Raw genomic sequence first — 26,231 nt, forward strand, 5'->3', positions numbered from 1 at the left:
AAATTCTGTTAAAAATTCTACCTTACATGTTAAATTTTCAAACTTAAACGTAGACATAACTATATAAATTTTGATAATTACGTTATACTAAACATTAATAAGTATCACATTTTGCATGATACACATAGTGATAATTAATTTTAAGTTAGCTAATACAGTCGAGCATATTGTATGACCTACAGAATGGATTATCTTATAATAATAAATCATATATCTAATTAAGAATTGAGGTTTTAATCTTGAGTACTAAAAACAAACACATCCCATGTTTAATCACAATCTTTGGTGCAACTGGTGACTTAAGTCATCGTAAGTTGTTCCCATCAATATTCCATCTCTACCAACAAGACAATTTAGATGAACATATTGCCATCATCGGTATTGGACGTCGTGACATTACTAATGATGATTTCCGTAATCAAGTAAAATCATCAATTCAAAAGCACGTAAAAGATACACATAAAATTGACGCGTTTATGGAACATGTCTTCTATCATAGACACGATGTAAGTAACGAAGAAAGTTACCAAGAATTATTAGAATTCAGTAATGAACTTGATAGTAAATTTAAATTAAACGGCAACCGATTATTCTACTTAGCTATGGCTCCGCAATTCTTCGGTGTCATTTCAGATTATTTAAAATCATCTGGTCTAACAGATACAAACGGATTTAAACGTCTTGTTATCGAAAAGCCATTCGGTAGTGATTTAAAATCTGCAGAAGCATTAAACAATCAAATTCGTAAATCATTTAAAGAAGAAGAAATTTATCGAATTGACCATTACTTAGGTAAAGACATGGTTCAAAACATTGAAGTGTTACGTTTTGCAAATGCAATGTTTGAACCCCTTTGGAACAACAAGTATATTTCAAATATTCAAGTCACATCTTCTGAAATATTAGGCGTTGAAGACCGTGGTGGTTATTATGAATCAAGTGGTGCGCTAAAAGACATGGTGCAAAACCACATGTTACAAATGGTTGCATTATTAGCTATGGAAGCTCCAATTAGTTTAAATAGTGAAGATATCCGAGCTGAGAAAGTAAAAGTGCTTAAATCACTTCGTCACTTCCAATCTGAAGATGTTAAAAAGAACTTTGTACGCGGTCAATATGGTGAAGGTTATATTGATGGTAAAAAAGTTAAAGCATACCGTGACGAAGATCGCGTTGCAGACGATTCAAATACACCTACTTTCGTTTCAGGCAAATTAACAATTGATAATTTCCGCTGGGCTGGTGTACCATTTTACATCCGTACCGGTAAACGAATGAAATCTAAAACAATACAAGTTGTCGTTGAATTCAAAGAAGTGCCAATGAATTTATACTATGAAACTGACAAACTGTTAGACTCAAATTTATTAGTAATCAATATTCAGCCGAACGAAGGTGTTTCTTTACATTTAAACGCTAAGAAAAATACGCAAGGTATCGAAACAGAACCTGTTCAATTATCATATTCAATGAGTGCCCAAGATAAAATGAATACAGTTGATGCATATGAAAACTTACTATTCGATTGTCTAAAAGGTGATGCGACTAACTTTACACATTGGGAAGAGTTAAAATCAACATGGAAATTTGTTGACGCTATTCAAGATGAATGGAACATGGTAGACCCAGAGTTCCCTAACTATGAATCAGGCACAAATGGTCCATTAGAAAGTGATTTATTACTAGCTCGAGATGGTAACCACTGGTGGGACGATATTCAATAATTAAATTAATACGCACATATTAAATATAAATACATGAGCGAATGACAAGCATTGATTACATTTTAAGCTAATCAAAGGTTCTATCATTCGCTTTTTTTCTAGACTAGACTGAATAAGTATATTTTAAACTACACAAACTATTTTAATAATCACTGAACAAATTGGTGTATATTTATTAGAAATAATGTAGAATAAAAATAAATGATTGAATTAATTGGAGTGAAAGTTTTGGACGTTATCAAGCAAATACAACAGGCAATTGTTTATATTGAAGATCGATTATTAGAGCCTTTCAATTTGCAAGAATTAAGTGATTACGTTGGTCTTTCGCCATACCATCTTGATCAATCATTTAAAATGATTGTCGGCTTATCTCCAGAAGCTTATGCACGAGCACGCAAAATGACGCTCGCAGCAAATGATGTGATTCATGGCGCAACACGACTCGTTGATATCGCTAAGAAATATCACTATGCAAACTCAAATGATTTCGCTAATGATTTTAGTGATTTTCATGGCGTTTCACCTATTCAAGCTTCTACTAAAAAAGATGAATTACAAATTCAAGAGCGATTATATATCAAGTTATCAACTACTGAGAGAGCACCCTATCCATATAGATTAGAAGAGACAGATGATATTTCATTGGTTGGATATGCAAGATTTATAGACACTAAGTATTTGTCACATCCTTTTAATGTCCCGGATTTTTTAGAAGACTTGCTCATTGATGGTAAAATTAAAGAGTTACGACGATATAATGATGTCAGCCCATTTGAATTGTTCGTTATTAGTTGTCCTCTTGAAAATGGTTTAGAAATATTTGTAGGTGTTCCAAGTGAACGTTATCCAGCACACTTAGAAAGTAGATTTTTACCTGGCAAACATTGTGCGAAATTCAATTTACAAGGTGAAATTGATTATGCAACTAATGAAGCTTGGTATTACATTGAATCAAGTTTGCAGTTAACATTGCCATATGAACGAAATGATTTATATGTTGAAGTGTACCCTCTCGATATTTCCTTTAATGACCCATTCACTAAAATTCAGCTTTGGATTCCTGTTAAACAGAGCCCTTATGACGAAGATTAAATAATTATAAACAAAGAAGCCCCTTATACATTTGATGAATTAACATCATTTTGTATAAGGGGTATTTTAAAATATTAATTTAGTTCCATTACACACGCTTCATACGGACGTAAATGTTTTATATCAATGTTGTCATCATAATTAAATAGTTTAATATTTGCGCTACTAATATCAAATGGTACATCTAGCATTGCTTCTTTGTCAGTAAGGTTTCCGACTATTAGAACCTTTTTATCATTTAGTGTTCTTGTATAGGCAAACACTTGAGAATTTTCAGCATCTACTAAATCGAATTGACCATAGACATACACATCGTCAGATTTTCTTAATTGAATTAAATCTTTATAAAATTGCAAAATTGAATGGTTATCTTCTAATTGTTGTGCAACATTAATATTTTTATAATTTGGATTCACTGGGAACCATGGTTCTCCATTTGTAAATCCTCCATTTAATGTGTCATCCCATTGCATCGGCGTACGAGAATTATCTCTATTTTCATCTTTATATTTCGCAAGCAAAGCCTCTACATCGCCACCTTGATTTTTAACAATGCGATAATCATTTTTAACGGCAACATCATTAAATGTTTCAATACTTTCAAATGGATAATTTGTCATACCAATTTCTTGCCCTTGATAAATGAAAGGCGTCCCTTGTTGTAAAAAGTAAACAGCTGCATGGCTCGTTGCTGATTCATACCAATACTTGTCATCGTCACCCCACGTCGAAACACGTCGTGGTTGGTCGTGATTTTCAATAAACAACGCATTCCAACCTTTATTTTCAAGTTGCTTTTGCCATCTATTTAATACAGATTTATACGAATTTACATCAAAGTGAGAATCACCACTATTCCACAGTCCCAAATGTTCAAATTGGAATATCATATTAAATTTACCATTTTCTTCACCGACCCAGTCATCAGCATCATCAGGGCTTACACCATTTGCTTCTCCAACAGTCATAATGTCGTATTGACTTAATGAGCGATCTTTCATCTCTTGTAACCAAGTTTGTATGCCTGGTTGATTCATATCCACGTCAAAAGCTGGTGCATATGTTTTACCTTCAGGTAGAGGTAAATCACCTGCTTCAAATGTCTTTTTAATATGAGTTATTGCATCTACCCTAAACCCATCAATACCTTTATCGAACCACCAATTCATCATTTCAAATACAGCATCTCTAACTTCTGGATTACCCCAATTTAAGTCAGGCTGCTTTTTACTGAATAAATGGAAGTAATACTGCCCCGTATCTTTATCATATTCCCATGTAGATCCATTAAATATACTTTCCCAGTTGTTAGGTTCAGAGCCATCTGGCTTTGGATCTTGCCAAATGTACCAATCACGTTTGGGATTGTCTTTACTAGATTTGGATTCTATAAACCAAGGATGTTCATCAGATGTATGATTTACAACTAAATCTAAAATAAGCTTCATGCCTCTATCATGAACACCTTTTAATAAACGATCAAAGTCTTCCATCGTGCCAAATTCATCCATAATTTCTTTATAATCACTAATATCATATCCATTATCATCATTAGGTGACTTGAACATAGGACTTAACCAAATGACATCGATACCTAACTCTTTTAAATAGTCTAATTTATCAATCATTCCAGGTAAATCCCCAATCCCATCATGATTACTATCATTAAAACTTCTTGGATATACTTGATATGCTACTGCTTCTTTCCACCATTGTTTATTCATTTTAAAACTCCTTTGCTATCGTTGTGTAGATTTTCTAATTACTAATTCAGTATCAATAATTACTAATTCAATTACATTTTTCTCTCTCTTATTTAAAATTTGTAAAATTGCATTACCAGCTTGTTGTCCTAATAATCGAGGTTTAATATCGATACATGTTTGAGGCGGTGATGCTATTTCTGTTAGATAAGAATCATTAAATGTGGCTGTCAAAATATCATTAGGTATTTCAATGTTTAATTCATAAAGGACACTTAAAATACCTAAATGTAATATTGCATCTAACGAAATGATTGCTTGTTTAATATTTGGGTCTTTCAATCTTACTTGTTGCCTTTGTAAACAACTTAAAATAGATTCCCTATCACTATCCGTTTCAATGATTTGATAATTAATATTATGTTGAGATACTATATTTTCAAATCCTTTAACTCTATCTTTGGAAACTTCAAAGTCGCCTTTTTCAGTAATAAATAATATTTCATTAACACCTTGATTAACAATATGTTGTGTTAAATTTTCAGATGCTAAAACATTATTATTATCAATATGTGTAAATTTATAGTCTAAATCTGATGTTGGCTTTCCTATTACAATAAAAGGCATATTTTCTTCCATTAACATTTGTTTAATTGGATCATCATTTTTTGAATAAAGTAAAATAAAAGCATCGACCATACGCTGTTTTATCATTTTATATACTTCTTCTTTTAAATCATCCATATTATTCGATACTGTTGTTTGAGTTCCATAACCATGCTGATTACATTCTTCAGAAATACCAAGTAATACATTTATATAAAAAGGATTAAGTCTTATGGGCTCTTCAGACCCTTTTAAAACCAACCCAATTTTATAAGTTTGATTGGTGATTAACGTTCTAGCTGCAGTATTCGGAAAATAACTCAATTCTTCCATAACTTTTTTCACTTTTGAAATTGTCGCTTCACTAATACGTTGATTCCCTTTTATAACTCTTGAAACTGTCGAAGGTGAAACACCCGCTTTTTTTGCAACATCTTTAATTGTAACCATATAATCACCTCCTGTTTATCTCTGTATCGGAAAACGCTTCCATGTCATGTATAATATCAGTTTAGTCACACTTTCTAAAAATGTCAAAAGATTTGTGCAAACGATTGCATAAAATGATAAAAATAAAACCTTCATACTGAAATTCAAGTCGAAAATCAATATAAAGGTTAATTAAATATTAAAATCGATTATTTAGTCACTAACAGCGAAATAGTTTCCTTGGCCATCTTGGAAATTAAATACACGTTGTCCATTCATTTCTACTATGTCGTGTCCAGTTAAACCTAATTCTTTTAATTTTGAGTATAATGCATCAAAGTTTCTCTCTTTAAACATTAATGATGGCGTTCCTAAATTCACTTCAGGACTATACTTTTCAATAAATTCTTTTGCCATAATCGTCAATGACGTTTCAGCATCTTTCGTAGGTGATACTTCAACTGCAACATAGTCCTCAGCCAACGGTGTTTCACTTACAACAACAAACTCTAAAGTTTCTGTCCAAAATGCTTTCGCTTTGTCAACATCATCAACATATAACATAACTTGATTTAACTTTTCCATAAAATAGTACCTCTATTTCTCTATAATACATGCTATCATAACACAGTATATATTTTATTACTTCACAAAATGCTTAAAAATATGGCGGGATGCTTTTAAGGTAATAGATATTGCTAGTGTACCTTTTAAAATTTTGTAGCCACATAGAACTTCATTAATCAAACATGTCGTCTGGGACATATTACTTCGTTCAAAGTTTTCGTATTTTCTATGTCTACTTTGAAGGGAGTATTTCAGTTCCAAAAAGCTTCAGCTTCTTTTTTATTAAATATTAAATAGTCTATCCTTGCTAAGTTTTTTGGTATGTTTTTCACCTTCTTTATAGATGCTGGGATTATACCTATTGGAATATTACTCTTTCCACACAACTGAATTGAATATTGTATACTTTCCTTGGGTATATTAGAGTCTACAACCACAAAATCTACATTTTTTATTACTTCTATTTTTTCATTTAAATATTTGTTATTTATTAAGTTATATATATCCATATCTGCAATACCACATATCATTTCCCCATTATAATCGATTACAGAAGTGAACATTCCTGTGTTCATATTATCTATACTTTTTATATGTTTTAAATCGATAAACTTATTAGCTTCATTTAAAATATAGTCACCTTCTTTATCATTACCTAATAAAGTTAAGAGAATAGTTTTTTTATTACTTAATTTGCCAATATTATACGCTAAATTCCTAGCTACACCTCCAGATACACTTATCGAAGATACAGGGTTTGAACTTTTATTAACCAATTCAGATTTTAAATATAATTGTTTAACTATATTCGCTGCACCAATACAAACAATATTTTGGCTGTTTTTCATTAATTTTCTCCTTACTATTCTTCTACTTTATAAAATCTATTTTTCAGAATATATAACACTAATGGTATAAATAACACAGCACTGATCGTAAGTGCATAAAATCCACCTTTATTTTCAAGTAATATACCGCCTAAAAAAAGGCCTATAGGTCTGAATGCAAAAACCATTGTTTTAAAAACACTATTAACGCGTCCTAACATATGTTCTGAACATTTCTTTTGCCTCAGTGTGATTATCGCTATATTTATAATGGATTGTGTCATATACGTCAACCCTAAAAGTGGGATGAGTATAAAAATATAAGTACTAAACGGTAACATTAATCTAAAAATTGTATCTAAAAATAATATAATTACAATTAGTTTTCCGAAATTAAATAATTTCAAGAGAAAACTAGCAGATAATGAACCGATTAGCGCACCTAGAGATGAGATACCTAAAACTAACCCCAATACTTGAGATGATTGATTCATGTCTTCCTTTACAAACATAACTATATAAATATAATAAGGTGAGATAATTAAATTAGATAAACTTACAACAACAGCCATTACTCTAATAGTTGAATTAGATAATAGATAATCAAACCCAACTTTAACATCGCTCAAAAATTTTTTTCCACTCAACTTTTCTTGATTGAATATACTCTTACTTTCAATTTTAATTAATATCAAACTGAAAAACGAGAGTAAAAAAGTCATAGAATCTATAAAAATTAATATTGAATAACCCATATATGTATAAAGTAAACCTCCAATTATAGGGCCCAAAAATTCCGAAACATTTTGAGTAGCGTATATATAACTGTTTGCACTCGCCAAATCTTCTTCTTTTACAATACTTGGGATTATCGAAACCTCAGAAATACTGTGAAATACTAATCCAATACCTGAAATGATTGCAACTACATAAATTTGAAAGATGCTTAACATATTGAAAAAACTTAATAATGGTATACTTAAATATGAAACGAACCTAATTATATCAGCACATTTCATTATGGTCTTCTTATTCAATCTGTCAATTAAAGCACCTGCTGGTAATCCTAAAATTGCATAAGGTATAAAACTTAGTGCAGAAACTATGCCAACTTGAAATGCAGAGCCAGTAAGCTTTAAAATCATTAAAGGAAAAACAAACGTAGTAAAAGCACTGCCCATGTTAGAAAAAGCTACCCCTATTAAATAAAAAGTAAAGTTCTTATTAAATAATACAGAAGTATATGACATTCTATCCCTCTTCTTCATCAAATAATAAAACGTAATCTATTTATCTAAATTTAAAAATTACTAACTAATGCTATCTTAATAGTATGTAAGTAAATCGTCTACACTTAAACGGACAAATTCTATGAGGATAGATATCGTTAATTTATAAAAGTAGGAAATTTTAATTTGACAAGAGAAAGAAGATCACTGAAGATATTTCATGCGTAGAAAATTTCGTTAAATACATAAAGAAAGAGACAATTTCTATCAAATAAATAATAGAAATCGTCTCTTTAACATTACCTAAATTCCTAATGCCTCAGGCTCATTAGCCAGATTTATTCTTCAATCCATTGCGTATGGAATACGCCTTCTTTATCTTTTCTTTCATAAGTATGTGCACCGAAGTAGTCACGTTGAGCTTGAATTAAGTTTGCTGGTAAATCAGCAGCTCTGTAACTATCATAGTAATTAATACTTGATGAGAATCCAGGTGTTGGTACACCATTTTGAACACCTGTTGCTACAACGTCGCGCAATGCATCTTGGTATTCAGTAACGATGTTTTTAAAGTAAGGATCTAATAACAAGTTTTGTAATCCTGGGTTATTATCATAAGCATCTTTAATTTTTTGTAAGAATTGTGCACGGATAATACAACCTTCTCTCCAAATCATAGCTAAATCACCAAGTTTTAAATTCCATTCATTATCTTCACTTGCTTTACGCATTTGCGCGAAACCTTGTGCATAAGAACAAATTTTACTCATATATAATGCTTTACGAATTTTTTCTAAAAAGTCTTTCTTGTCACCATCAAATGATGCTTTTGGACCATTTAATTCTTTAGAAGCATTTACGCGCTCTTCTTTGATTGAAGAGATAAAACGTGCAAATACAGATTCAGTAATGATTGTTAATGGAATACCTAATTCTAATGCGTTAATTGAAGTCCATTTTCCTGTACCCTTTTGACCTGCAGTATCAAGAATTTTTTCAACTAATGCTTCTTTATCTTCATCTAATTTCATGAAAACATCACCAGTTATTTCAATTAAATAACTTTCTAATTCGCCAGCATTCCAATCTTTAAACGTTTGAGCAATTTCCTCATGTGACATACCTAGAAGTTCTTTCATCATCGCATAGCTTTCTGCAATTAATTGCATATCAGCATATTCAATACCGTTGTGTACCATTTTCACATAGTGACCAGCACCATTTGGTCCAATGTAAGTAACACATGAAGCACCATCTTTAGCTTTTGCAGCAATTGCATCTAGAATGTCAGCAACTTTATTGTATGCCTCTTCTTGTCCACCTGGCATTAATGAAGGGCCTGTTAATGCGCCAATTTCTCCACCAGAAACGCCCATACCAATAAAATTAATTGCACTTTCAGCTAATGCTTTATTACGTCTAATTGTATCTTGATAATTTGTATTACCACCATCAATTAAAATATCACCATCATCTAACAAAGGTAATAAACTATCGATAGTTGCATCAGTAGCTTTACCAGCTTGCACCATTAATAAAATTTTACGTGGTTTTTCTAAAGAATTAACAAATTCTTCTAATGAATATGTAGGGTGGATATTTTTCCCCTTTGATTCTTCAACCATTAAATCCGTTTTTTCACTTGAGCGGTTAAATACTGATACACTGTATCCACGTGATTCAATATTCCAAGCTAGGTTTTTACCCATTACGGCTAAACCAATAACTCCAATTTGTTGTGTCATATTACTTACCTCACTTGTTGATTTTTCATTAGTATTGTATCACAAAATAGACATACACTACACTAAATCATTTTGATTGTCGCGCAACTAGTTTGATAATTTCCAATACTTGACTTGTTAATAAGTTTAATGCATGAATCGGCATACGTTCATTTTTAGTATGAATTTTTTCATAACCTACCCCTAAAATGACAGATGGAATTCCAAACGTATTAATAATACTACCGTCAGAGCCACCTCCAGATATAACTGTATTGGCTTCTAAACCTAAATTTCGTGCACTTTCTTGAGCAATTTTAACGACCGCTTCATCGTCATTTATTTTAAACCCTGGATAACTTTGTTCTACCGATACTATCGCTTTACCACCTAATTCAGTCGCAGTATTTTCAAATACTTCTGTCATATGTTTGACCTGGTCTTTAATTCTTTCTGGATCATGTGAACGTGCTTCTGCTTCTAAAATAACTTCATCCGCTACAATATTAGTAGCAGAACCCCCATGGAATTTACCGATGTTGGCAGTTGTTAACTCGTCAACTTGACCTAATTTCATTCTACTAATAGCTTTTGCTGCAATATTAATTGCACTTATACCGTCTTTTGGCGTACTTGCATGTGCAGTTTTCCCAACAATTTTAGCTGATATTAACATTTGCGTTGGTGCCCCTACTACTGTTGTACCTACGCCAGCACTGGCATCAATTGCATAACCAAAATCAGCATCTAACAATTGTGGATTTAATTCTTTAGCTCCCAATAACCCTGATTCTTCTCCTACAGTAATCACAAATTGAATTTGTCCATGTGGTATGTTGTGTTCTTGAATAACTTGCAAAACTTCAAATATAGCCGCTAATCCCGCCTTATCATCTGCCCCTAAAATAGTTGTACCATCAGAATAAATATATCCATCTTCTTTTACAATTGGTTTCACATTTATTGCAGGCACTACTGTATCCATATGACTAGTAAAATATAATTTTGGTGCTACCCCTTCTTCGATAGTACTTTCCAATGTGCATACTAGATTATTTGCGCCTAATTTTGGATGATTACTTGCATTATCTTCCTTTACATCTAGTCCTAATGATTTAAATTTTTCTTTTAAAATAGGTTGAATGGTTTCTTCATGCCCAGTTTCAGAATCAATCTGTACTAATTCTAAAAATGTATTCAACAATCTTTGTTCGTTAATCATATAAATGCCCCTTTTAAATTAGAATTATTTATTAAATCTTCAGCTACAATTTGCCAGTATATAACGTTAATTCATTTACAAATCAGTAATCAATTTATTGTTCAAATGAATAACTATATTGTATAACGTTATCTCAGTTTTAAATATATATTATAATTGTAACTTAAATAATGCATTGTCAAAAATATATTGATTGCATTTTCAAAGGTATCGTATAATGAGGAAAATGACATAAGTTGAAATGGCTAACTTTTTATTAATTTCTAACATTTGATCTAGAAATAACCTTTCAAGGTTTACGGCTTATGTCTTAGTTAAAATTAAGAAAGCATATTTATTTGGAGGCAATCAAAAATGCAAAATAAAGTTTTAAGAATCATCATCATCGTCTTGCTTGTATCAGTCGTATTGGCTTTATTATTAACTAGTTTAATTCCTATCTTATAATTTAGTCCTACATAATTTATATAGTAATAAAAACAAAAATCCATCCGTTATGATCACAAACCTTAAAGTTATCGTATTTAACGCATACTTATTTGGCAAATATCATTCGGATGGATTAATTTTTTAACTCACTTCACTATGCATTTTTAAAGAGCCAAATTGTGATTTAATTTGAAGATACTCTTCTAATTCATTTAATATTTGAATAATGCTAGCTCTTGAATTTAATGCTTTATGTGACGTTGGCAATGGTAGTTCATCTAATTTCAAACGAATTTCGTATAAATTGTGCAATCGCATCGCTGTATAATCATTGCTGTTTACATTTTGTCCTATTTCTTTTAATAAGCTTGACACATCATTTAAAAGCGGGTCTTTATGACAAATACTTTCTATGAGTGTTTTCATTCTCATCAATAATTCTACTTGCTCTTCTCGCATATCAAAATAATGATAATATGAATTTTCATTTCTAACAAAATGATTTTTTACATCTCGGAATGCAATTGACTTTGCTTTTTTTATATTAAGCAATAATGCTTCAAATTCAATCGCAATAGTATCTTCATATTTTTCACAAATATAACTATACTTATTAAAAATATCTGCAATTTGTTGTTCTATTTTACATTTATATTCATCCAACTGTTTATCTAAACTTGGCATCATTAAATTCATAACAAATGCTATACTTAGACCGATTAAAAGTAATAACGTTTCATTCACAATCAAATGCGCATCAATCGACTTCGCATTAAATATATGCAGTAAAATGACGCAACTAGTAATTACACCTTCTTGAACCTTTAAGACGACAGTTAACGGTATAAATAATAATACGATTAAGCCCAACACAATAGGACTTTGACCTAATAAACTAAATATTGCTGAACCTAAAAACAATACTAAAAAGCATGACACTAATCTAGAAATAATCGCTTGTAGCGAATGTACTTTTGTATGTTTGATACATAAAACGACTAATATGGCGCTCGAAGCATAATTATCTAAACCAATAAGTTTACTTAAAATTACACCAAGCGTCATACCCACTGCTGTCTTTATTGTTCTAAATCCAATCTTATAAGGATTTAACTTTAACATGGGTTAGTGCCTCTTATCTTTCTTCACAATATTTATTAAATAATGTTTGTAATTGATTAATTACGTCCATTACATCATGACCTTCAATTTGGTGTCTTTCAATCATTTCAGTAATTTTTCCATCTTTTATTAAAGCAAATGATGGACTTGAAGGAGCATACCCTTCAAAATAATCTCTCGCTCTTTGTGTTGCTTCTTTATCTTGACCAGCAAACACTGTCACTAATCGATCAGGTATTACATCATAATGTAAAGTATGAGAAGCTGCTGGTCTTGCGATGCCACCTGCACATCCACATACTGAATTGATCATAACTAGTGTTGTACCATCTTGTTTAAGAACTTGATCAACGTCTTCTGCAGTTGTTAATTGTTCATATCCTGCAGATTCAATCTCATTTCTTGCTTGTTCCACAACACCATTCATATATAAATCGAAATTCATGTCCATAAATCCAATCACCTATCCCTTTATATTTAAGCTATACTCATTCTACTAATTAATATCTTATTGTTCAATAAACTAATCTGAATTGCACCTATATTTAGATACAATTTTAACAATCTAACAAACTTTCAGTCATATATGACAATTTTATCCAAGACAATTTCCCTATAACTTTCGAATTTGATTATTAATTTTCTAAAAAATAAAACATCTACCGACAAAATAAATTAATTTGTCAGTAGATGTCTATTTTTTTGTTTTAATATATGTTTGTATTTTCTAAAGTGTATTGTTCAATGCGTTGTTTAATATGATTCATAAATTTACCTGTTTGTAATCCATCTAAAATTCTATGATCTATTGAAATGCAAAGGTTGACCATACTACGAATTGCAATCATATCATTGATTACAACAGGTTTTTTAACGATTGATTCAACTTGTAGTATTGCTGCTTGAGGATGGTTAATGATACCCATTGATGATACAGAGCCAAACGTTCCAGTATTATTTACTGTAAATGTACCGCCCTGCATATCTTCTGTCGTCAATTTTTTATTACGAGCCTTTGTTGCTAAATCATTAATTTCTCTCGCGATACCTTTAATTGATTTTTCATCTGCATGTTTAATTACCGGAACATATAATTTATTTTCATCTGCAACAGCAATAGATATATTAATATCTTTGTGTAAGACGATTTCATTATCTTGCCAACTACTATTTAAAAGTGGATATGCTTTTAAAGCATCTGCGACAGCTTTGACAAAGAAAGCAAAGAACGTTAAATTATAACCTTCTTTATTTTTAAATCCATTTTTATAGTGGTTTCTCGTATTTACTAGATTAGTTGCATCAACTTCAATCATCATCCATGCATGTGGTATTTCTGTAACACTATTTACCATGTTTTGTGCAATCGCTTTACGTACTCCATTAACAGGTATTTTATTTGTTTCACCATTTCCTTGTGATGATTGGCTAGTTGAATTTGAAGTGTCTAGCTGGCCTAATGACGCTTTATCTTTGTTGTCAGTCTGAGCTGTCGTGCCACCATTTTCAATAACTGCCATGATATCTTTTTTTGTAACACGACCTTCAAATCCACTTCCGACAACTTGTGATAAATCAATATTGTGTTCAGATGCTAATTTAAACACAACAGGTGAATAGCGACCATTGTTACGAGGTGCATTTTCTTGTTGTTTTGGCTGTTCTACAGCAGTACTTGCTGTATCAGCTTCGACTGTTGTATCTTCAATTACTTTTGATGGTTTCTCATTAGATGTTTTACCAGACTTTTCATCAGCCGTTTCAATTTTACAAATTACTGTGTCAATAGCAACAGTTTGACCTGCTTCAACAAGAATTTCTGTAATTGTACCAGAGATTGTAGAAGGGACCTCAGCTGTCACTTTGTCAGTTATGACTTCACAAAGTGGTTCGTATTCATCGATATAATCTCCAACAGAAACTAACCACTGTTCAATTGTACCTTCATGAACACTTTCACCTAATTTAGGCATTGTTATTTCCATGACTTTCCCTCCTAGAACTCTGCTAATTCTCTCATTTTGTTCAATATTTTTTCTGGATTCATCATTATTTCGTTTTCTAATATTGGTGAAAATGGCATAGATGGTACGTCTGGCGCTGCCAAACGCATTATTGGTGCATCTAATTCAAACAAACAATGTTCAGCAATAATTGCCGAAACTTCTGACATGATGCTTCCTTCTAAATTATCTTCTGTAACTAATAAAACTTTACCAGTTTTCTTAGCACGTTCAATAATTGTTTCTTTATCTAAAGGATAAACAGTTCGTAAGTCAATGACTTCTACATTAATACCATCTGCTGCTAAAATATCAGCGGCTTGTAAACAGTAATTAACCATCAATCCATAGCAAAAGACTGTTAAATCTTCGCCTTCACGTTTAACATCTGCTTTACCCAAAGGCACAGTATAATAGTCTTCTGGTACTTCTTCTTTTAAGAATCTATATGCTTTTTTATGCTCAAAGTATAAAACTGGATCATTTGATTCAATCGATGATAATAAAAGACCTTTGGCATCATAAGGTGTTGATGGAATAACAATCGTTAATCCTGGTGATGAAGCAAATATACTTTCAATACTTTGCGAATGGTAAAGACCACCATGAACACCACCACCGAATGGTGCTCGAATTGTTAAAGGACATTGCCAATCATTATTTGAGCGATAGCGCATTTTTGCTGCTTCACTAATAATTTGATTAGTCGCTGGTAAAATAAAATCAGCAAACTGAATTTCTGCAATTGGTCTTTTTCCTACCATAGAAGCACCAATAGCAGTTCCTACAATATTTGACTCAGCTAACGGGGTATCAATGACTCTATCCTCACCATATTTTTGTTGTAGTCCCTGAGTTGCACCAAATACGCCACCCTTTTTACCTACATCTTCTCCCAGTATAAACACATCTTTATCTTGTTGTAATGCTAAATCTTGTGCTTGGCGAATCGCCTCTAAATAAGATAATTTAGCCATGAGTTAGACTCCCTTCTTCGTAAACAAATGCATATGCTTCTTCTACACTAGGGTATGGTGCGTCTTCAGCTGCCTTAGTCGCTTTATTTATAATATCTTTATGTTCCGTTTCAATTTCAGACAACCATGCCTCATCGATAATACCTGCAGTTAATAATTCATTCTTGAACTTTTCATTGCAGTCGTCTTTTTTAAGCGCTTCACGCTCTTCTTTCGTACGATATTGGTCATCATCATCCGATGAATGTGCTGTCATACGGCTAGTAACTGCCTCAATTAATGTAGAGCCTTTTCCAGAAACGGCTCTTTCTCTAGCTTCTTTCATCGCTTTATACATTGCCAAAGGATCATTACCATCTACTTGCTCACCATGAATTCCATAACCTTGAGCTCTATCAGACAATTTTTCTGCAGCGTATTGTAATGAATCTGGCACAGAAATTGCATATTTATTATTAATAATCACACAAACAAAAGGAAGTTTATGTACTCCAGCAAAGTTTAATCCTTCATGGAAATCTCCCTGGTTGGAACTACCTTCTCCAACAGTGGCTGTTGCAATTTTTTTCGATCCATCCATTTTTAAAGCTAAAGCAGCTCCGACTGCATGCGGAATTTGTGTCGCTACTGGAGAGCTTTGAGATAAAATATTTTTTTCTCTACTACTGAAATGTGATGGCATTTGTTTTCCACCCGAATTAACATCATCTTTTTTACCAAAAGCAGATAAAAATGTATCATAAGCTGAGATACCCATGTAAGTAACAAAAGCTAAATCTCTATAGTATGGCGCTGTGATATCCCCTTGCTCTAAAGCATAGGCCATTCCTATTTGAGTTGCTTCTTGTCCTTGACCACTTACAACGAATGGAATTTTACCAGCACGGTTTAATAACCATAACCTTTCATCTATTTTTCTACCTAAATCCATCCATTTATATATTACTTTTAGGTCTTCTTCGCTAAGGCCTAATGATTTATAATCAATCATATTAAATCCTCCTATTTATACGTGAATAGCTCTATTTTCTGCTTTTAATCCTAATTCCATTAATACTTCTGAAATGGAAGGATGTGCATGTGTTGTTAGTCCCAATTCTAATGCTGAGCCATTCATGAACTGTAACAGTGATGCTTCATTTATTAATTCTGTTACATGTGGACCAATCATATTAATACCTACAATTTCATCCGTTGACTGATCAATAACTATTTCACTATATCCTTCATTTGGACTGTGGTTATCAATTACAGCTTTACCAATTGCTTTAAATGGCACTTTGTAACTTTTAACTTTCATTCCTTCTGCTTTTGCTTGCTCTATATTTAAACCTATAGAAGCAATTTCAGGTTGTGTATATACGCATTTAGGCATTAAATTATAATCAACTGGTATTGGATTACTTTCAAACATATGCTCAACTGCCACAACACCTTCTTTTGATCCAACATGAGCTAATTGTAATTTTCCAATACAATCACCCGCCGCATATATGTGTTTATCTTCAGTTTGTTGATATTCATTTGTTAAAATATGACCTGTTGAAGTCGATTTAATTTTAGTATTATTTAAGCCAATATCTGAAGTATTTGGTTTTCTGCCAATCGAAAGTAATACTTTATCTACAGTAATGCTTTGTTCATTAAATTTAAATGTGACATCATCTTCGTTAATATTTATATCATTTTCTGAAAGTTGAACACCTTCATAAAATTTAACACCTTTCGCTGATAATGACTTTTTAAGCAATTGAGCCGCTTGTTTACTTTCAGTAGGCAATATTCTTTCACCAGCCTCAATAACTGTTACATCAACGCCTAAATCCGTCATTAACGATGCGAATTCCATTCCAATAACGCCACCACCAATAATACCCAAGCTAGATGGTAACGTTACTAATGATAATATGTCATCACTTGATAAAATTTTATCATGATCAAAAGTTAAAAATGGTAACTCAGCTGGTGTCGAACCTGTTGCGATTAATACAAATTGATTTGGCAATAATTCTGATTCACCATCTTCATATTCGACAGAAATTGTACCACTTTGCGGTGAAAAAATTGAAGTTCCTAGAATTCGGCCTGTACCATTATAAATATCAATATGATTATGTTGCATTAAATGTTTAACACCTTGATACATTTGATTAACTATATCTTCTTTACGTGCCAACATATTTTCAAAATTAACAGTTGCTTCTTGAACTTCAACACCAAACTTAGATGCTTGCTTTACAGTTTGATACACTTCTGCAGATTTAAGTAGTGACTTAGTTGGAATGCATCCTTTGTGAAGACAAGTGCCACCTAATAATTGACGTTCTACTATGGCTACTTTTTTGCCTAATTGAGACGCACGTATTGCCGCTACATATCCAGCAGTACCTCCACCGAGAACGACTAAATCATATTGTTTCTCTGACATGCTCTTACTCCTAACTAATGATATACATTTGATTAAAAATGTATTATTACTTATTTGTTAAATTGAATACTTATTAATTTTACATCAATGTTTACATAGAATGAATAATTTTAATACATTTTCATAGAATACTCATTCATCAATATATAAATATGCTAACGTCTTTGATTATGTTGAATCATTTCTCGCGCATTTTCTCTCGTTAAATCCGTTACACTTGCACCGGATATCATTCGTGCAATTTCATCGACTTTATCGTCACCAATTAGTTCTTTAACTTGTGTAGTTGTACGGTCATCTTTTGATGTTTTTGTTATCAATAAATGATGATCACTCATAGAAGCAATTTGTGGTAAATGAGAGATGCAGATAACTTGAATAAATTCTGCTATATCACGCATTTTTTCAGCCATTTTTTGCGCAGCTTGTCCTGAAACGCCTGAATCAACCTCATCGAATAAGATTGCAGTTTGACCTCTTGATTTAACAAAAATGCTTTTTAAAGCTAACATAATTCTCGAAAGTTCTCCGCCTGAAGCAATTTTATTCAAGCTTTTTAAAGGTTCTCCTTTATTAGGACTGATTAGAAATTCTACAAATTCAATACCATCCTTATTTGGTTCTTCTAATGCTTTGAACGAAATTTCTAAATTTGCATCTTTCATTTGTAAATTCTGTATTTCAGATACGATGTGGTCTCTAAGCTCTCTTGCCACAATGCGACGTTGTTTTGACAATGATTGTCCTACAACAATTACTTGTTGATATAACTCTTTTATTTCTTGTCTGAGTTGCGAAGTACTTTGCTCATAATTTTCAATCTTATTAATTTCGTTATTAAGCTTTTCCTGATATGCAATCAACTCAGATATATCTTTACCATATTTACGTTTTAAATTATTAAGTAAATTCATACGTGATTCATATTCATTTAGCACTTGTTCATCAAATTCTGTATTAGCCATCTCATCATATAACTCATGCTTTGCATCTTCTAAAATGTAATAAAATTGATCAATATCTTCTTTTAATTTGTCATATTTGTTTGGCACAATATCATTTATTGTTAACAAGTGGTTACTTAATTCATACAAACGATCTGTAATCGCATTTTCATCAGTTAACGTTAAATGTGCACTGTTAAGTGCCAAGCTCAGTCTTTCAGAATTTTGGATACGTTTAATATCTACTTCAAGCTGTTCAATTTCACCATCTTTTAGATGAGCATCAGACAGTTCTTCTAATTGAAACTTCATCAAATCTAAACGCTGAAGCAAGGCTTGGTCTGCAGATTCCAATTCTTCTAATTCTTGCTTTTTGTCTTTATAATTTTGAAAAGTTTGGTGATATTCGTCTAGCAAATCTTGATAACGAGATTCTGCATAATTATCTAATAATGTTAAATGATACTTTTGTTTTAACAGAGATTGCGTTTCATGTTGTCCATGAATATCCAATAGTTCTTGCATAACTCTTCGTAAATCTTGCAATGTTACAGTTTGGTTATTAATTTTACATAAACTTTTACCAGAACTAAAAATTTCTCTTTTCACTAACAAGAAATCTTCGTCTACATCTATATCCAAACTTTTCAAAATATGTATTGCATCTTTACTATCATCAATATCAAATATTCCTTCGATAACAGCCTTTTTTTCACCATGTCGAACAAAATCTGATGATGCTCTCATACCTATTAATTGACCAATTGCATCGATAATAATTGATTTACCAGATCCTGTTTCACCACTTAAAACAGTTAAACCATCAGAAAATTGAATTTCTAGCTCTTCAATAATAGCAAATTGCTTGATTGATAAGGTTTGTAACATAAACACATCGCATCCTTATAACAAATTAAAAATTCTAGACTTAATTTCATCACTCGCCTCTTTACTACGGCAAATAATTAAACAAGTGTCGTCACCACATATCGTACCTAAAACCTCTTCCCAATTAATTTGGTCTAAGATAGCACCAATTGATTGTGCATTACCTGGCAATGTCTTTAATACTAGTAAATTATCAGTACCATCTATATTCACAAATGAATCCATTAAATAACGTCCCAATTTTTCTAACGGGTGAAATTTTCTATCATTTGGCAAACTATAAACATATTGTCCTGAAGGTATAGGTACTTTAATGAGTTGTAATTCTTTAATATCTCGAGATACAGTTGCTTGAGTAACATTTAAATCATAATCGTTTAATCGTTTAACTAATTCATCTTGTGTCTCTATCTGTTCATTTGAAATAATTTCTCTAATTTTAATATGCCTAACCGATTTTTTGGGCATAGTAAACACCTCTGATTACGAATATTTATACATTTATTTTAACACATGCACACCTATACTACTACTAAACACCTTTGCGTAAAAAGGGTAAATATGGTTTATATTTCGCTTACTTAGTAATGTTCAGTTTTCAAATAACTCATAAATATCGCTCGATATATGTATAAAAATGAATATATGTGTAATTTGCTTGCTAATTATTATCTATAATGTCCATAAAGAGAAATATATTTTTTAAGTAAGCGTCATTATTGTGCTTGTCATTGTTAGAATAATAAATGACTATAATTATTAATATAAAAATTGCGAAACAATCTTTATTCAAAAAATCGACTAGTAACAATGTTAGTCGTAAATATACGGAACGTCATTTACAAATTTAACTATTGTTACTAATCGATAACTTTGCTTTTAGTGATCTCTATTATAAAATAACTCAACGATATCTAATAATGGCTTGGTATTATATTTATCATCGATTTGTTTAAGATTACTAATTGCAGCATCTTTATGATATGACAGTTTATCTTCTGCGCCTTTTTTTCCTAATAAACTTACATATGTACTTTTATTATTTTCTAGGTCACTTCCAACTTTTTTACCTAATTTTGTTTCGTCACCATAGCAATCAAGTAAATCGTCTTTAATTTGAAACATCAAACCCAAATGTTCACTATAACTATTTAAAAGCGTTTTCGTATTTTCATCTACATTGGCAATTTCAGCAGCGCTCATTACTGCAAAGGTTAACAGCGCACCTGTTTTAGTTCTATGAATCATTTCTAATGTTTCTAGATTAATTGATTTACCTTCACTTTGCATATCAAGCATTTGGCCACCAACCATACCTAGATGGCCGCTTGCAAAAGAAAGACGTTGTAATACTTGAATTTTAACTTGGTCAGCTAGCATGTCATCATTAGAAATTAGTTCAAATGCTTTAGTTAGCAATGCATCACCGGCCAAAATTGCTGTCCACTCACCATATACTTTATGATTAGTCAACTTACCTCGTCGATAATCATCATTATCCATTGCTGGTAAATCATCATGTATCAATGAATACGTATGAATCATTTCTAATGCTATTGCACTTTTCATACCTAACTTGTAATTCATACCTAATGAATCAAGAGTTAGCAATAATAGTACTGGACGAATTCGTTTACCCCCAGCATTCAATGAATACAACATACTTTCTTCTAATCTAGTATTCATAGTGGAATTATTAATCGCAACAGACAATTCATGATTGACTTGTTTAACTAAATTATTCATTGTTTGATTCATCATCCTGAACATCCTCAGCTTCATCTTTTATTAAATCATTAACCTTTTTTTCGGCATTTTTTAATGTAGTGTCACAAGCTGCTGATAATTTCATACCTCGCTGATATAAATCTAATGATTCCTCTAAAGATACTGTTTCATTATCTAATTTTTGAACAATTTGCTCTAATTCATGCATCATTTCTTCAAAACTTTGCGTTTCTTTAGTCATTATTCCACCTTACTTTCGTAACTTTTGCGTCTACTGAACCATCTTTCATCGTTAAAGTTAATTGATCATTTTCATTTAAATCTTTAGTACTTGTAATGACTTGGTTTTCTTTATTAACGATTGCATATCCACGTAACATCGTATTAGTTGGACTTAAATTATTTAAATTTTCCACTTTAAATTTCAAGTCATTTTTATAACTTATTATTTTGCTATTTAAAGCTTTGACAAGTTGTTGTGTCATTTGAACATTATTTTGTTGTTCTCGATTAACATGTCGTAACAATTCACGTAAATTAAATCGTTGCTGTAATAATTTCAATTGATGCCTTTGTTGTTCAAATGTTAATTCAACTTGTTGTTTTAATCTTTTTTCTAAATCATCTCGACGTTGAATTTGCTGGTCATACAATAAACTAGGTTGTTTAAATTTATAGTATGACGATAAATGTTCGATATGTTTACGGTGTTGCTCTAAATACTTTTTGATGAAACGAGTTAACGTAAATTGATATTGTTGAATTTGTTGTAATAGTTCGTACTGATCTGGTGTAGCGATTACAGCTGCTTGTGTTGGAGTAGCCGCTCTGACGTCTGCTACAAAATCACTTAATGTAAAATCCGTTTCATGTCCAACAGCTGAAATGATAGGTGTTTGACAATTAAAAATCGCACGTACAACTTCTTCTTCATTAAAATTCCACAAATCTTCAATTGAGCCACCACCACGACCAACAATAATCGTGTCTACACCTAAACTATCAGCATATTCAATTTTTTCAATAATGTCATCTTTTGCTTTTTCACCCTGAACTAAAGTACTTATTTGTATTTGCTCAACGAGTGGAAATCGACTATTTATTGTTGAATGAATATCGCGAATAGCTGCACCAGTGCTTGCTGTTAAAACTGCAATTTTTTTAGGAAACTTGGGTATTAATTTTTTATTTGAGTCATCAAAATAGCCTTCTTTGGCTAATTTCTTTTTTAATGCTTCTAATTTTTGATATAAGTTACCAATACCATCTAATTGCATTTTATTTACATAAATTTGATAGTTGCCACGACGTTCAAAAACAGAAACACGTGCTTCTAATAAAACCTCGTCACCTTCTTTTGGTTCGAAATTTAATTTAGAAGCACTACCTTTGAACATCATGGCACTTATAACGCTTTCTTTATCTTTTACATTAAAGTATAAATGACCACTTGAATGCTTTTTAAAATTTGAAAGCTCACCTTTAATCAATACAGATTGGAGATGTGGGTCTTGATCAAATTTATATTTAATATATTTCGTTAAAGCTGAAACACTTAAATAATCTGACATATAACATCACTCAATTTTATTTTTTTATATTACTTAATACACCATTTACAAATTTATAATGATCATCATCACTAAATTGCTTTGTCAATTCAACTGCTTCGTTCATTACAACTTTTGACGGTGTATCACTGTGCAATATTTCATACGTCGCCATTCTCAAAATAATTCTGTCTGTTTTTAGCAAACGTGAAATTGTCCAATCTTTTAAATATGGACTAATTGTTTCATCTAATACAGGTTCATGATCTTTCACACCTGAAACTAGCCAATGAATAAATTCAAAGTCTAAGTCAGGATTATCATCTTTAATAAAGCTAATTGCTTCATTTATCGTTAAATCACTGTCTTTCATTTCTAACTGAAATAAAGTTTGAAAAGCTTGTACTCGGGATTCTTTACGACTCATTATTAACTCCTTCAAACGTTTGTATTTGTCTTTATCTACTTTAGCTATATCACATTACTTTTCAATAACGATTTGTGTAATATGAATATTAATTTGTTTAGGTTCTATCGCTGTCATATTAGAAATTGAATTAAAAATTGACGTTTGAATTTTATTTGCAGTTTTTGAAATATTAACACCATGTTTTAAGGCACAATAAACATCAATATAAATGCCATCTTCTTTACTCTCGATTTTTAAATCACGGCTTAAATTTTTACGACTAACTTTTTCTAAATTTGTTTCTTTTAATTCAGCAAAATGACCAGTAATACCCTCTACTTCCGAAGTGGCTATACTTGCAATAACAGATAACACTTCTGGTGCTATTTCTACTTTACCTAACTTTGAATTTGAATAATCTGTTACTTTGACCATGGATTGACCTCCTATTGACCTTCATCATTCATAATACTATTTTGCTCTAAAAAGTTTGTATTAAATTTACCGCTTCTAAATATGTTGTTATTTAATAATTTGATATGGAATGGAATAGTTGTATCAATACCAAGAACCACAAACTCACTTAATGCACGAATGCCTGCCATAATAGCTTCGTCTCGTGTTGGTTCATGTATAATTAATTTTGCTACCATCGAATCATAATATGGCGGTATTGTATAATTAGTATAACATGCAGACTCTATTCGAACACCATATCCACCTGGTGCAAGATATTGCTCAATTTTACCTGGTGATGGCATAAAGTTTTTATATGGATTTTCAGCATTTATTCTGAACTCGATAGCATGTCCATTTAACTTAATATCTTCTTGCTTATAAGGCAATACTTCACCCATAGCAACTTGTAATTGTAATTTTACTAAATCAATACCTGTCACCATTTCAGTTACAGGATGCTCTACTTGAATTCGAGTATTCATTTCCATGAAATAAAACTTGTTGTCATTTAAATCATAAATAAATTCAATAGTTCCCGCATTTTCGTAGTTAACTGCCTTAGCTGCTCGTACTGCAGCATTACCCATTTCACGACGTGTTTCATCGTCTAATATTGGAGAAGGCGCTTCTTCTACTAATTTTTGCATTCGTCTTTGTATCGTACAATCACGTTCACCCAAATGTATAACATTTCCGTAACTATCTCCGACAATTTGAATTTCAATATGACGGAAATTTTCGATGAATTTCTCCATATATAATCCACCATTACCAAAAGCAGTTTGTGCTTCTTGCTCAGTCATACGGAAGCCAGTTTCAAGTTCTTTTTCATCACGGGCAACACGGATACCTTTACCGCCACCACCAGCAGTCGCTTTAATAATAACTGGATATCCAATTTTTTTAGCAATTTTCTTTGCCTCTGAAACGTCTTTCATTAAACCGTCGCTACCAGGAACAACTGGTACGTTAGCATTGATCATTTCAGCTTTAGCAACGTCTTTAATCCCCATTTTTTGAATAGATTTATAACTCGGTCCAATGAACTTCAATTGGCATGCTTCACATAATTCTGCAAAATCAGCATTTTCCGCTAAGAAGCCGTATCCTGGATGCACACCATCACAACCTGTAGATGTTGCAATAGATAAGATATTTGGAATATTTAAATATGAATCTTTAGACAAAGTGGGACCGACGCAATATGCTTCATCAGCAATTTGAGTATGTAGTGCATCTTTATCCCCTTCAGAATAGATTGCAACAGTTTGGATACCTAAGTCACGACATGCTCGGATTATCCTAACTGCGATCTCACCACGATTTGCTATTAAAACCTTTTTCATTATTTCACCTTAAATAACGGTTGGCCATACTCTACCATTTGTCCGTCTTCAACTAAGATTTCAACAATTTCACCTGAAATTTCTGCTTGAATTTCATTAAATAACTTCATAGCTTCTAAAATACATACTGTTGTATCATTAGATACAGTATCTCCAACTTGTACATATGCTTCTTCATCTGGAGATGGTGATTTGTAGAATGTACCTACCATAGGCGCATTAATTGTTTTGTGATTATCTGACGCAGCTTTTGGCGCTTCAGCTTTATTGTTATCAGTTGATTGAACTTGTGGTGCAGGCATCACCGCAGTCTCAACTGGCATTTGTGAGATTTGTGGCGTGATTATCTCAGTCTCTTTTTCTTTTTTCAGAGTAACTTTGCCTTTTGTATCTTCAATATTGATTTCCGTTAAAGTTGATTTATCCAGAATTTCGATTAATTCTTTAATTTCTTTAAAGTTCATTATTACTGACTCCTTCAGTTTGTTTTCATCTACCCGTCTATTTTACTTGAGACAACTCTTCAATTCAAGCATGTTCATATCGCGGGCGACATTATAAAGTGCATAATTAACTAACATTATTAAACCATTTAATGTTTTATGTACGCATTTACTTGTGTAAGTATCATTATCTTACGTTCAATTAAAAATTAAAAAACCTCTTCGTATAGCTTTTCGAAACAAGAGTTTTGTTTTTAAATTTTGCTTTTAGCTGTGTACTTTTGTTACATAATTTGTTTAATGACTATCTTATAAGTAATACTTGCACAACTTTTTTACATTTATTTAAAATTAAAAAGCCTCATAACAGCATATAACC

General features: G+C 31.7%; 24 protein-coding genes and 2 pseudogenes. 3 read left to right on the forward strand and 23 right to left on the reverse strand.

Going from position 1 to position 26,231, the window contains the following annotated elements; translation table 11 throughout:
- The first annotated feature begins 239 nt into the window (after positions 1-239).
- Both zwf and SAMSHR1132_RS07055 read left to right on the forward strand, forming a co-directional pair.
- Positions 240-1,724: a glucose-6-phosphate dehydrogenase gene (gene zwf, locus SAMSHR1132_RS07050; protein WP_000105065.1), complete on the forward strand. Its 1,485-nt coding sequence runs from the start codon at positions 240-242 to the stop codon at positions 1,722-1,724.
- A gap of 228 nt (positions 1,725-1,952) precedes the next feature.
- Positions 1,953-2,819, forward strand: coding sequence for an AraC family transcriptional regulator (locus tag SAMSHR1132_RS07055; protein ID WP_014373838.1), 867 nt, complete (start codon positions 1,953-1,955; stop codon positions 2,817-2,819).
- 74 nt (positions 2,820-2,893) lie between these two features.
- Here SAMSHR1132_RS07055 and SAMSHR1132_RS07060 read toward each other — a convergent pair whose 3' ends face one another.
- From SAMSHR1132_RS07060 to SAMSHR1132_RS07095, 8 genes and pseudogenes are all read right to left on the reverse strand, one after another.
- The gene (locus tag SAMSHR1132_RS07060; RefSeq protein WP_001041942.1) at positions 2,894-4,543 is read right to left on the reverse strand and encodes a glycoside hydrolase family 13 protein; all 1,650 of its coding nucleotides are present in this window, start codon (positions 4,541-4,543) and stop codon (positions 2,894-2,896) included.
- Between the two features lie 15 nt (positions 4,544-4,558).
- Positions 4,559-5,578, reverse strand: coding sequence for a LacI family DNA-binding transcriptional regulator (locus tag SAMSHR1132_RS07065; protein WP_000256315.1), 1,020 nt, complete (start codon positions 5,576-5,578; stop codon positions 4,559-4,561).
- 15 nt (positions 5,579-5,593) lie between these two features.
- Positions 5,594-5,763, reverse strand: a pseudogene (locus SAMSHR1132_RS14105) (hypothetical protein).
- A gap of 7 nt (positions 5,764-5,770) precedes the next feature.
- Complete coding sequence (locus SAMSHR1132_RS07075; RefSeq protein WP_000413429.1) at positions 5,771-6,142, reverse strand: VOC family protein; 372 nt, start codon at positions 6,140-6,142, stop codon at positions 5,771-5,773.
- Positions 6,143-6,375: 233 nt separating this feature from the next.
- The gene (locus tag SAMSHR1132_RS07080; protein WP_000798486.1) at positions 6,376-6,972 is read right to left on the reverse strand and encodes a carbohydrate kinase family protein; all 597 of its coding nucleotides are present in this window, start codon (positions 6,970-6,972) and stop codon (positions 6,376-6,378) included.
- A 14-nt stretch (positions 6,973-6,986) separates the two neighbouring features.
- Positions 6,987-8,201, reverse strand: a complete 1,215-nt coding sequence (locus tag SAMSHR1132_RS07085; protein WP_000122714.1) for an MFS transporter — start codon at positions 8,199-8,201, stop codon at positions 6,987-6,989.
- 317 nt (positions 8,202-8,518) lie between these two features.
- Positions 8,519-9,925 (reverse strand): NADP-dependent phosphogluconate dehydrogenase, encoded by a 1,407-nt coding sequence (gndA, locus tag SAMSHR1132_RS07090; protein WP_000193705.1) that lies wholly within the window; start codon positions 9,923-9,925, stop codon positions 8,519-8,521.
- Between the two features lie 67 nt (positions 9,926-9,992).
- Positions 9,993-11,126, reverse strand: a complete 1,134-nt coding sequence (locus tag SAMSHR1132_RS07095; RefSeq protein ID WP_000606682.1) for a tripeptidase T — start codon at positions 11,124-11,126, stop codon at positions 9,993-9,995.
- Between the two features lie 351 nt (positions 11,127-11,477).
- On the opposite strand from SAMSHR1132_RS07095, the pseudogene SAMSHR1132_RS14225 reads away from it, so the two are divergent.
- A pseudogene (locus tag SAMSHR1132_RS14225) lies at positions 11,478-11,573 on the forward strand (stressosome-associated protein Prli42); the annotation flags it as partial.
- 123 nt (positions 11,574-11,696) lie between these two features.
- Here the strand turns inward: SAMSHR1132_RS14225 and SAMSHR1132_RS07100 are convergent.
- The 15 genes from SAMSHR1132_RS07100 to accB all read right to left on the reverse strand — a co-directional run bounded on the left by SAMSHR1132_RS07100 (position 11,697) and on the right by accB (position 25,873).
- Complete coding sequence (locus SAMSHR1132_RS07100) at positions 11,697-12,677, reverse strand: aromatic acid exporter family protein (RefSeq protein ID WP_000916204.1); 981 nt, start codon at positions 12,675-12,677, stop codon at positions 11,697-11,699.
- 13 nt (positions 12,678-12,690) lie between these two features.
- Complete coding sequence (gene brxB / locus SAMSHR1132_RS07105; RefSeq protein ID WP_000367422.1) at positions 12,691-13,128, reverse strand: bacilliredoxin BrxB; 438 nt, start codon at positions 13,126-13,128, stop codon at positions 12,691-12,693.
- A 256-nt stretch (positions 13,129-13,384) separates the two neighbouring features.
- The gene (locus SAMSHR1132_RS07110; RefSeq protein WP_000406862.1) at positions 13,385-14,662 is read right to left on the reverse strand and encodes a dihydrolipoamide acetyltransferase family protein; all 1,278 of its coding nucleotides are present in this window, start codon (positions 14,660-14,662) and stop codon (positions 13,385-13,387) included.
- An 11-nt stretch (positions 14,663-14,673) separates the two neighbouring features.
- Complete coding sequence (locus SAMSHR1132_RS07115) at positions 14,674-15,657, reverse strand: alpha-ketoacid dehydrogenase subunit beta (RefSeq protein WP_001096627.1); 984 nt, start codon at positions 15,655-15,657, stop codon at positions 14,674-14,676.
- Positions 15,650-16,648 (reverse strand): thiamine pyrophosphate-dependent dehydrogenase E1 component subunit alpha, encoded by a 999-nt coding sequence (locus SAMSHR1132_RS07120; RefSeq protein WP_000568364.1) that lies wholly within the window; start codon positions 16,646-16,648, stop codon positions 15,650-15,652. The genes SAMSHR1132_RS07115 and SAMSHR1132_RS07120 overlap by 8 nt, the downstream gene beginning before the upstream one ends.
- Positions 16,649-16,663: 15 nt before the next feature.
- Positions 16,664-18,085 (reverse strand): dihydrolipoyl dehydrogenase, encoded by a 1,422-nt coding sequence (gene lpdA, locus SAMSHR1132_RS07125; protein ID WP_001291545.1) that lies wholly within the window; start codon positions 18,083-18,085, stop codon positions 16,664-16,666.
- 155 nt (positions 18,086-18,240) lie between these two features.
- Positions 18,241-19,917 (reverse strand): DNA repair protein RecN, encoded by a 1,677-nt coding sequence (recN, locus tag SAMSHR1132_RS07130; protein WP_000942198.1) that lies wholly within the window; start codon positions 19,915-19,917, stop codon positions 18,241-18,243.
- Between the two features lie 15 nt (positions 19,918-19,932).
- Positions 19,933-20,385 (reverse strand): transcriptional regulator AhrC/ArgR, encoded by a 453-nt coding sequence (ahrC, locus tag SAMSHR1132_RS07135; RefSeq protein WP_001124985.1) that lies wholly within the window; start codon positions 20,383-20,385, stop codon positions 19,933-19,935.
- 411 nt (positions 20,386-20,796) lie between these two features.
- Entirely contained in the window at positions 20,797-21,678 is an 882-nt protein-coding gene (locus SAMSHR1132_RS07140; RefSeq protein WP_000981873.1) for a polyprenyl synthetase family protein, read from the reverse strand.
- On the reverse strand, positions 21,656-21,886 hold the full coding sequence (locus tag SAMSHR1132_RS07145; protein ID WP_000159864.1) for an exodeoxyribonuclease VII small subunit: 231 nt from the start codon (positions 21,884-21,886) through the stop codon (positions 21,656-21,658). Before SAMSHR1132_RS07145 ends, SAMSHR1132_RS07140 begins: the two co-directional genes overlap by 23 nt.
- A complete protein-coding gene (gene xseA, locus SAMSHR1132_RS07150; RefSeq protein WP_001286921.1) occupies positions 21,879-23,216 on the reverse strand; it encodes an exodeoxyribonuclease VII large subunit in 1,338 nt (445 codons plus the stop codon). The genes SAMSHR1132_RS07145 and xseA overlap by 8 nt, the downstream gene beginning before the upstream one ends.
- Positions 23,217-23,232: 16 nt before the next feature.
- A complete protein-coding gene (gene nusB / locus SAMSHR1132_RS07155) occupies positions 23,233-23,622 on the reverse strand; it encodes a transcription antitermination factor NusB (protein ID WP_000087387.1) in 390 nt (129 codons plus the stop codon).
- Between the two features lie 54 nt (positions 23,623-23,676).
- Positions 23,677-24,039, reverse strand: coding sequence for an Asp23/Gls24 family envelope stress response protein (locus SAMSHR1132_RS07160; protein ID WP_000241588.1), 363 nt, complete (start codon positions 24,037-24,039; stop codon positions 23,677-23,679).
- 11 nt (positions 24,040-24,050) lie between these two features.
- On the reverse strand, positions 24,051-25,409 hold the full coding sequence (gene accC, locus SAMSHR1132_RS07165) for an acetyl-CoA carboxylase biotin carboxylase subunit (RefSeq protein WP_000756606.1): 1,359 nt from the start codon (positions 25,407-25,409) through the stop codon (positions 24,051-24,053).
- Entirely contained in the window at positions 25,409-25,873 is a 465-nt protein-coding gene (gene accB, locus SAMSHR1132_RS07170) for an acetyl-CoA carboxylase biotin carboxyl carrier protein (protein WP_001009523.1), read from the reverse strand. Before accB ends, accC begins: the two co-directional genes overlap by 1 nt.
- Positions 25,874-26,231 lie beyond the last annotated feature (358 nt).

It is taken from the genome of Staphylococcus argenteus, assembly GCF_000236925.1.
Lineage (GTDB): Bacteria > Bacillota > Bacilli > Staphylococcales > Staphylococcaceae > Staphylococcus > Staphylococcus argenteus.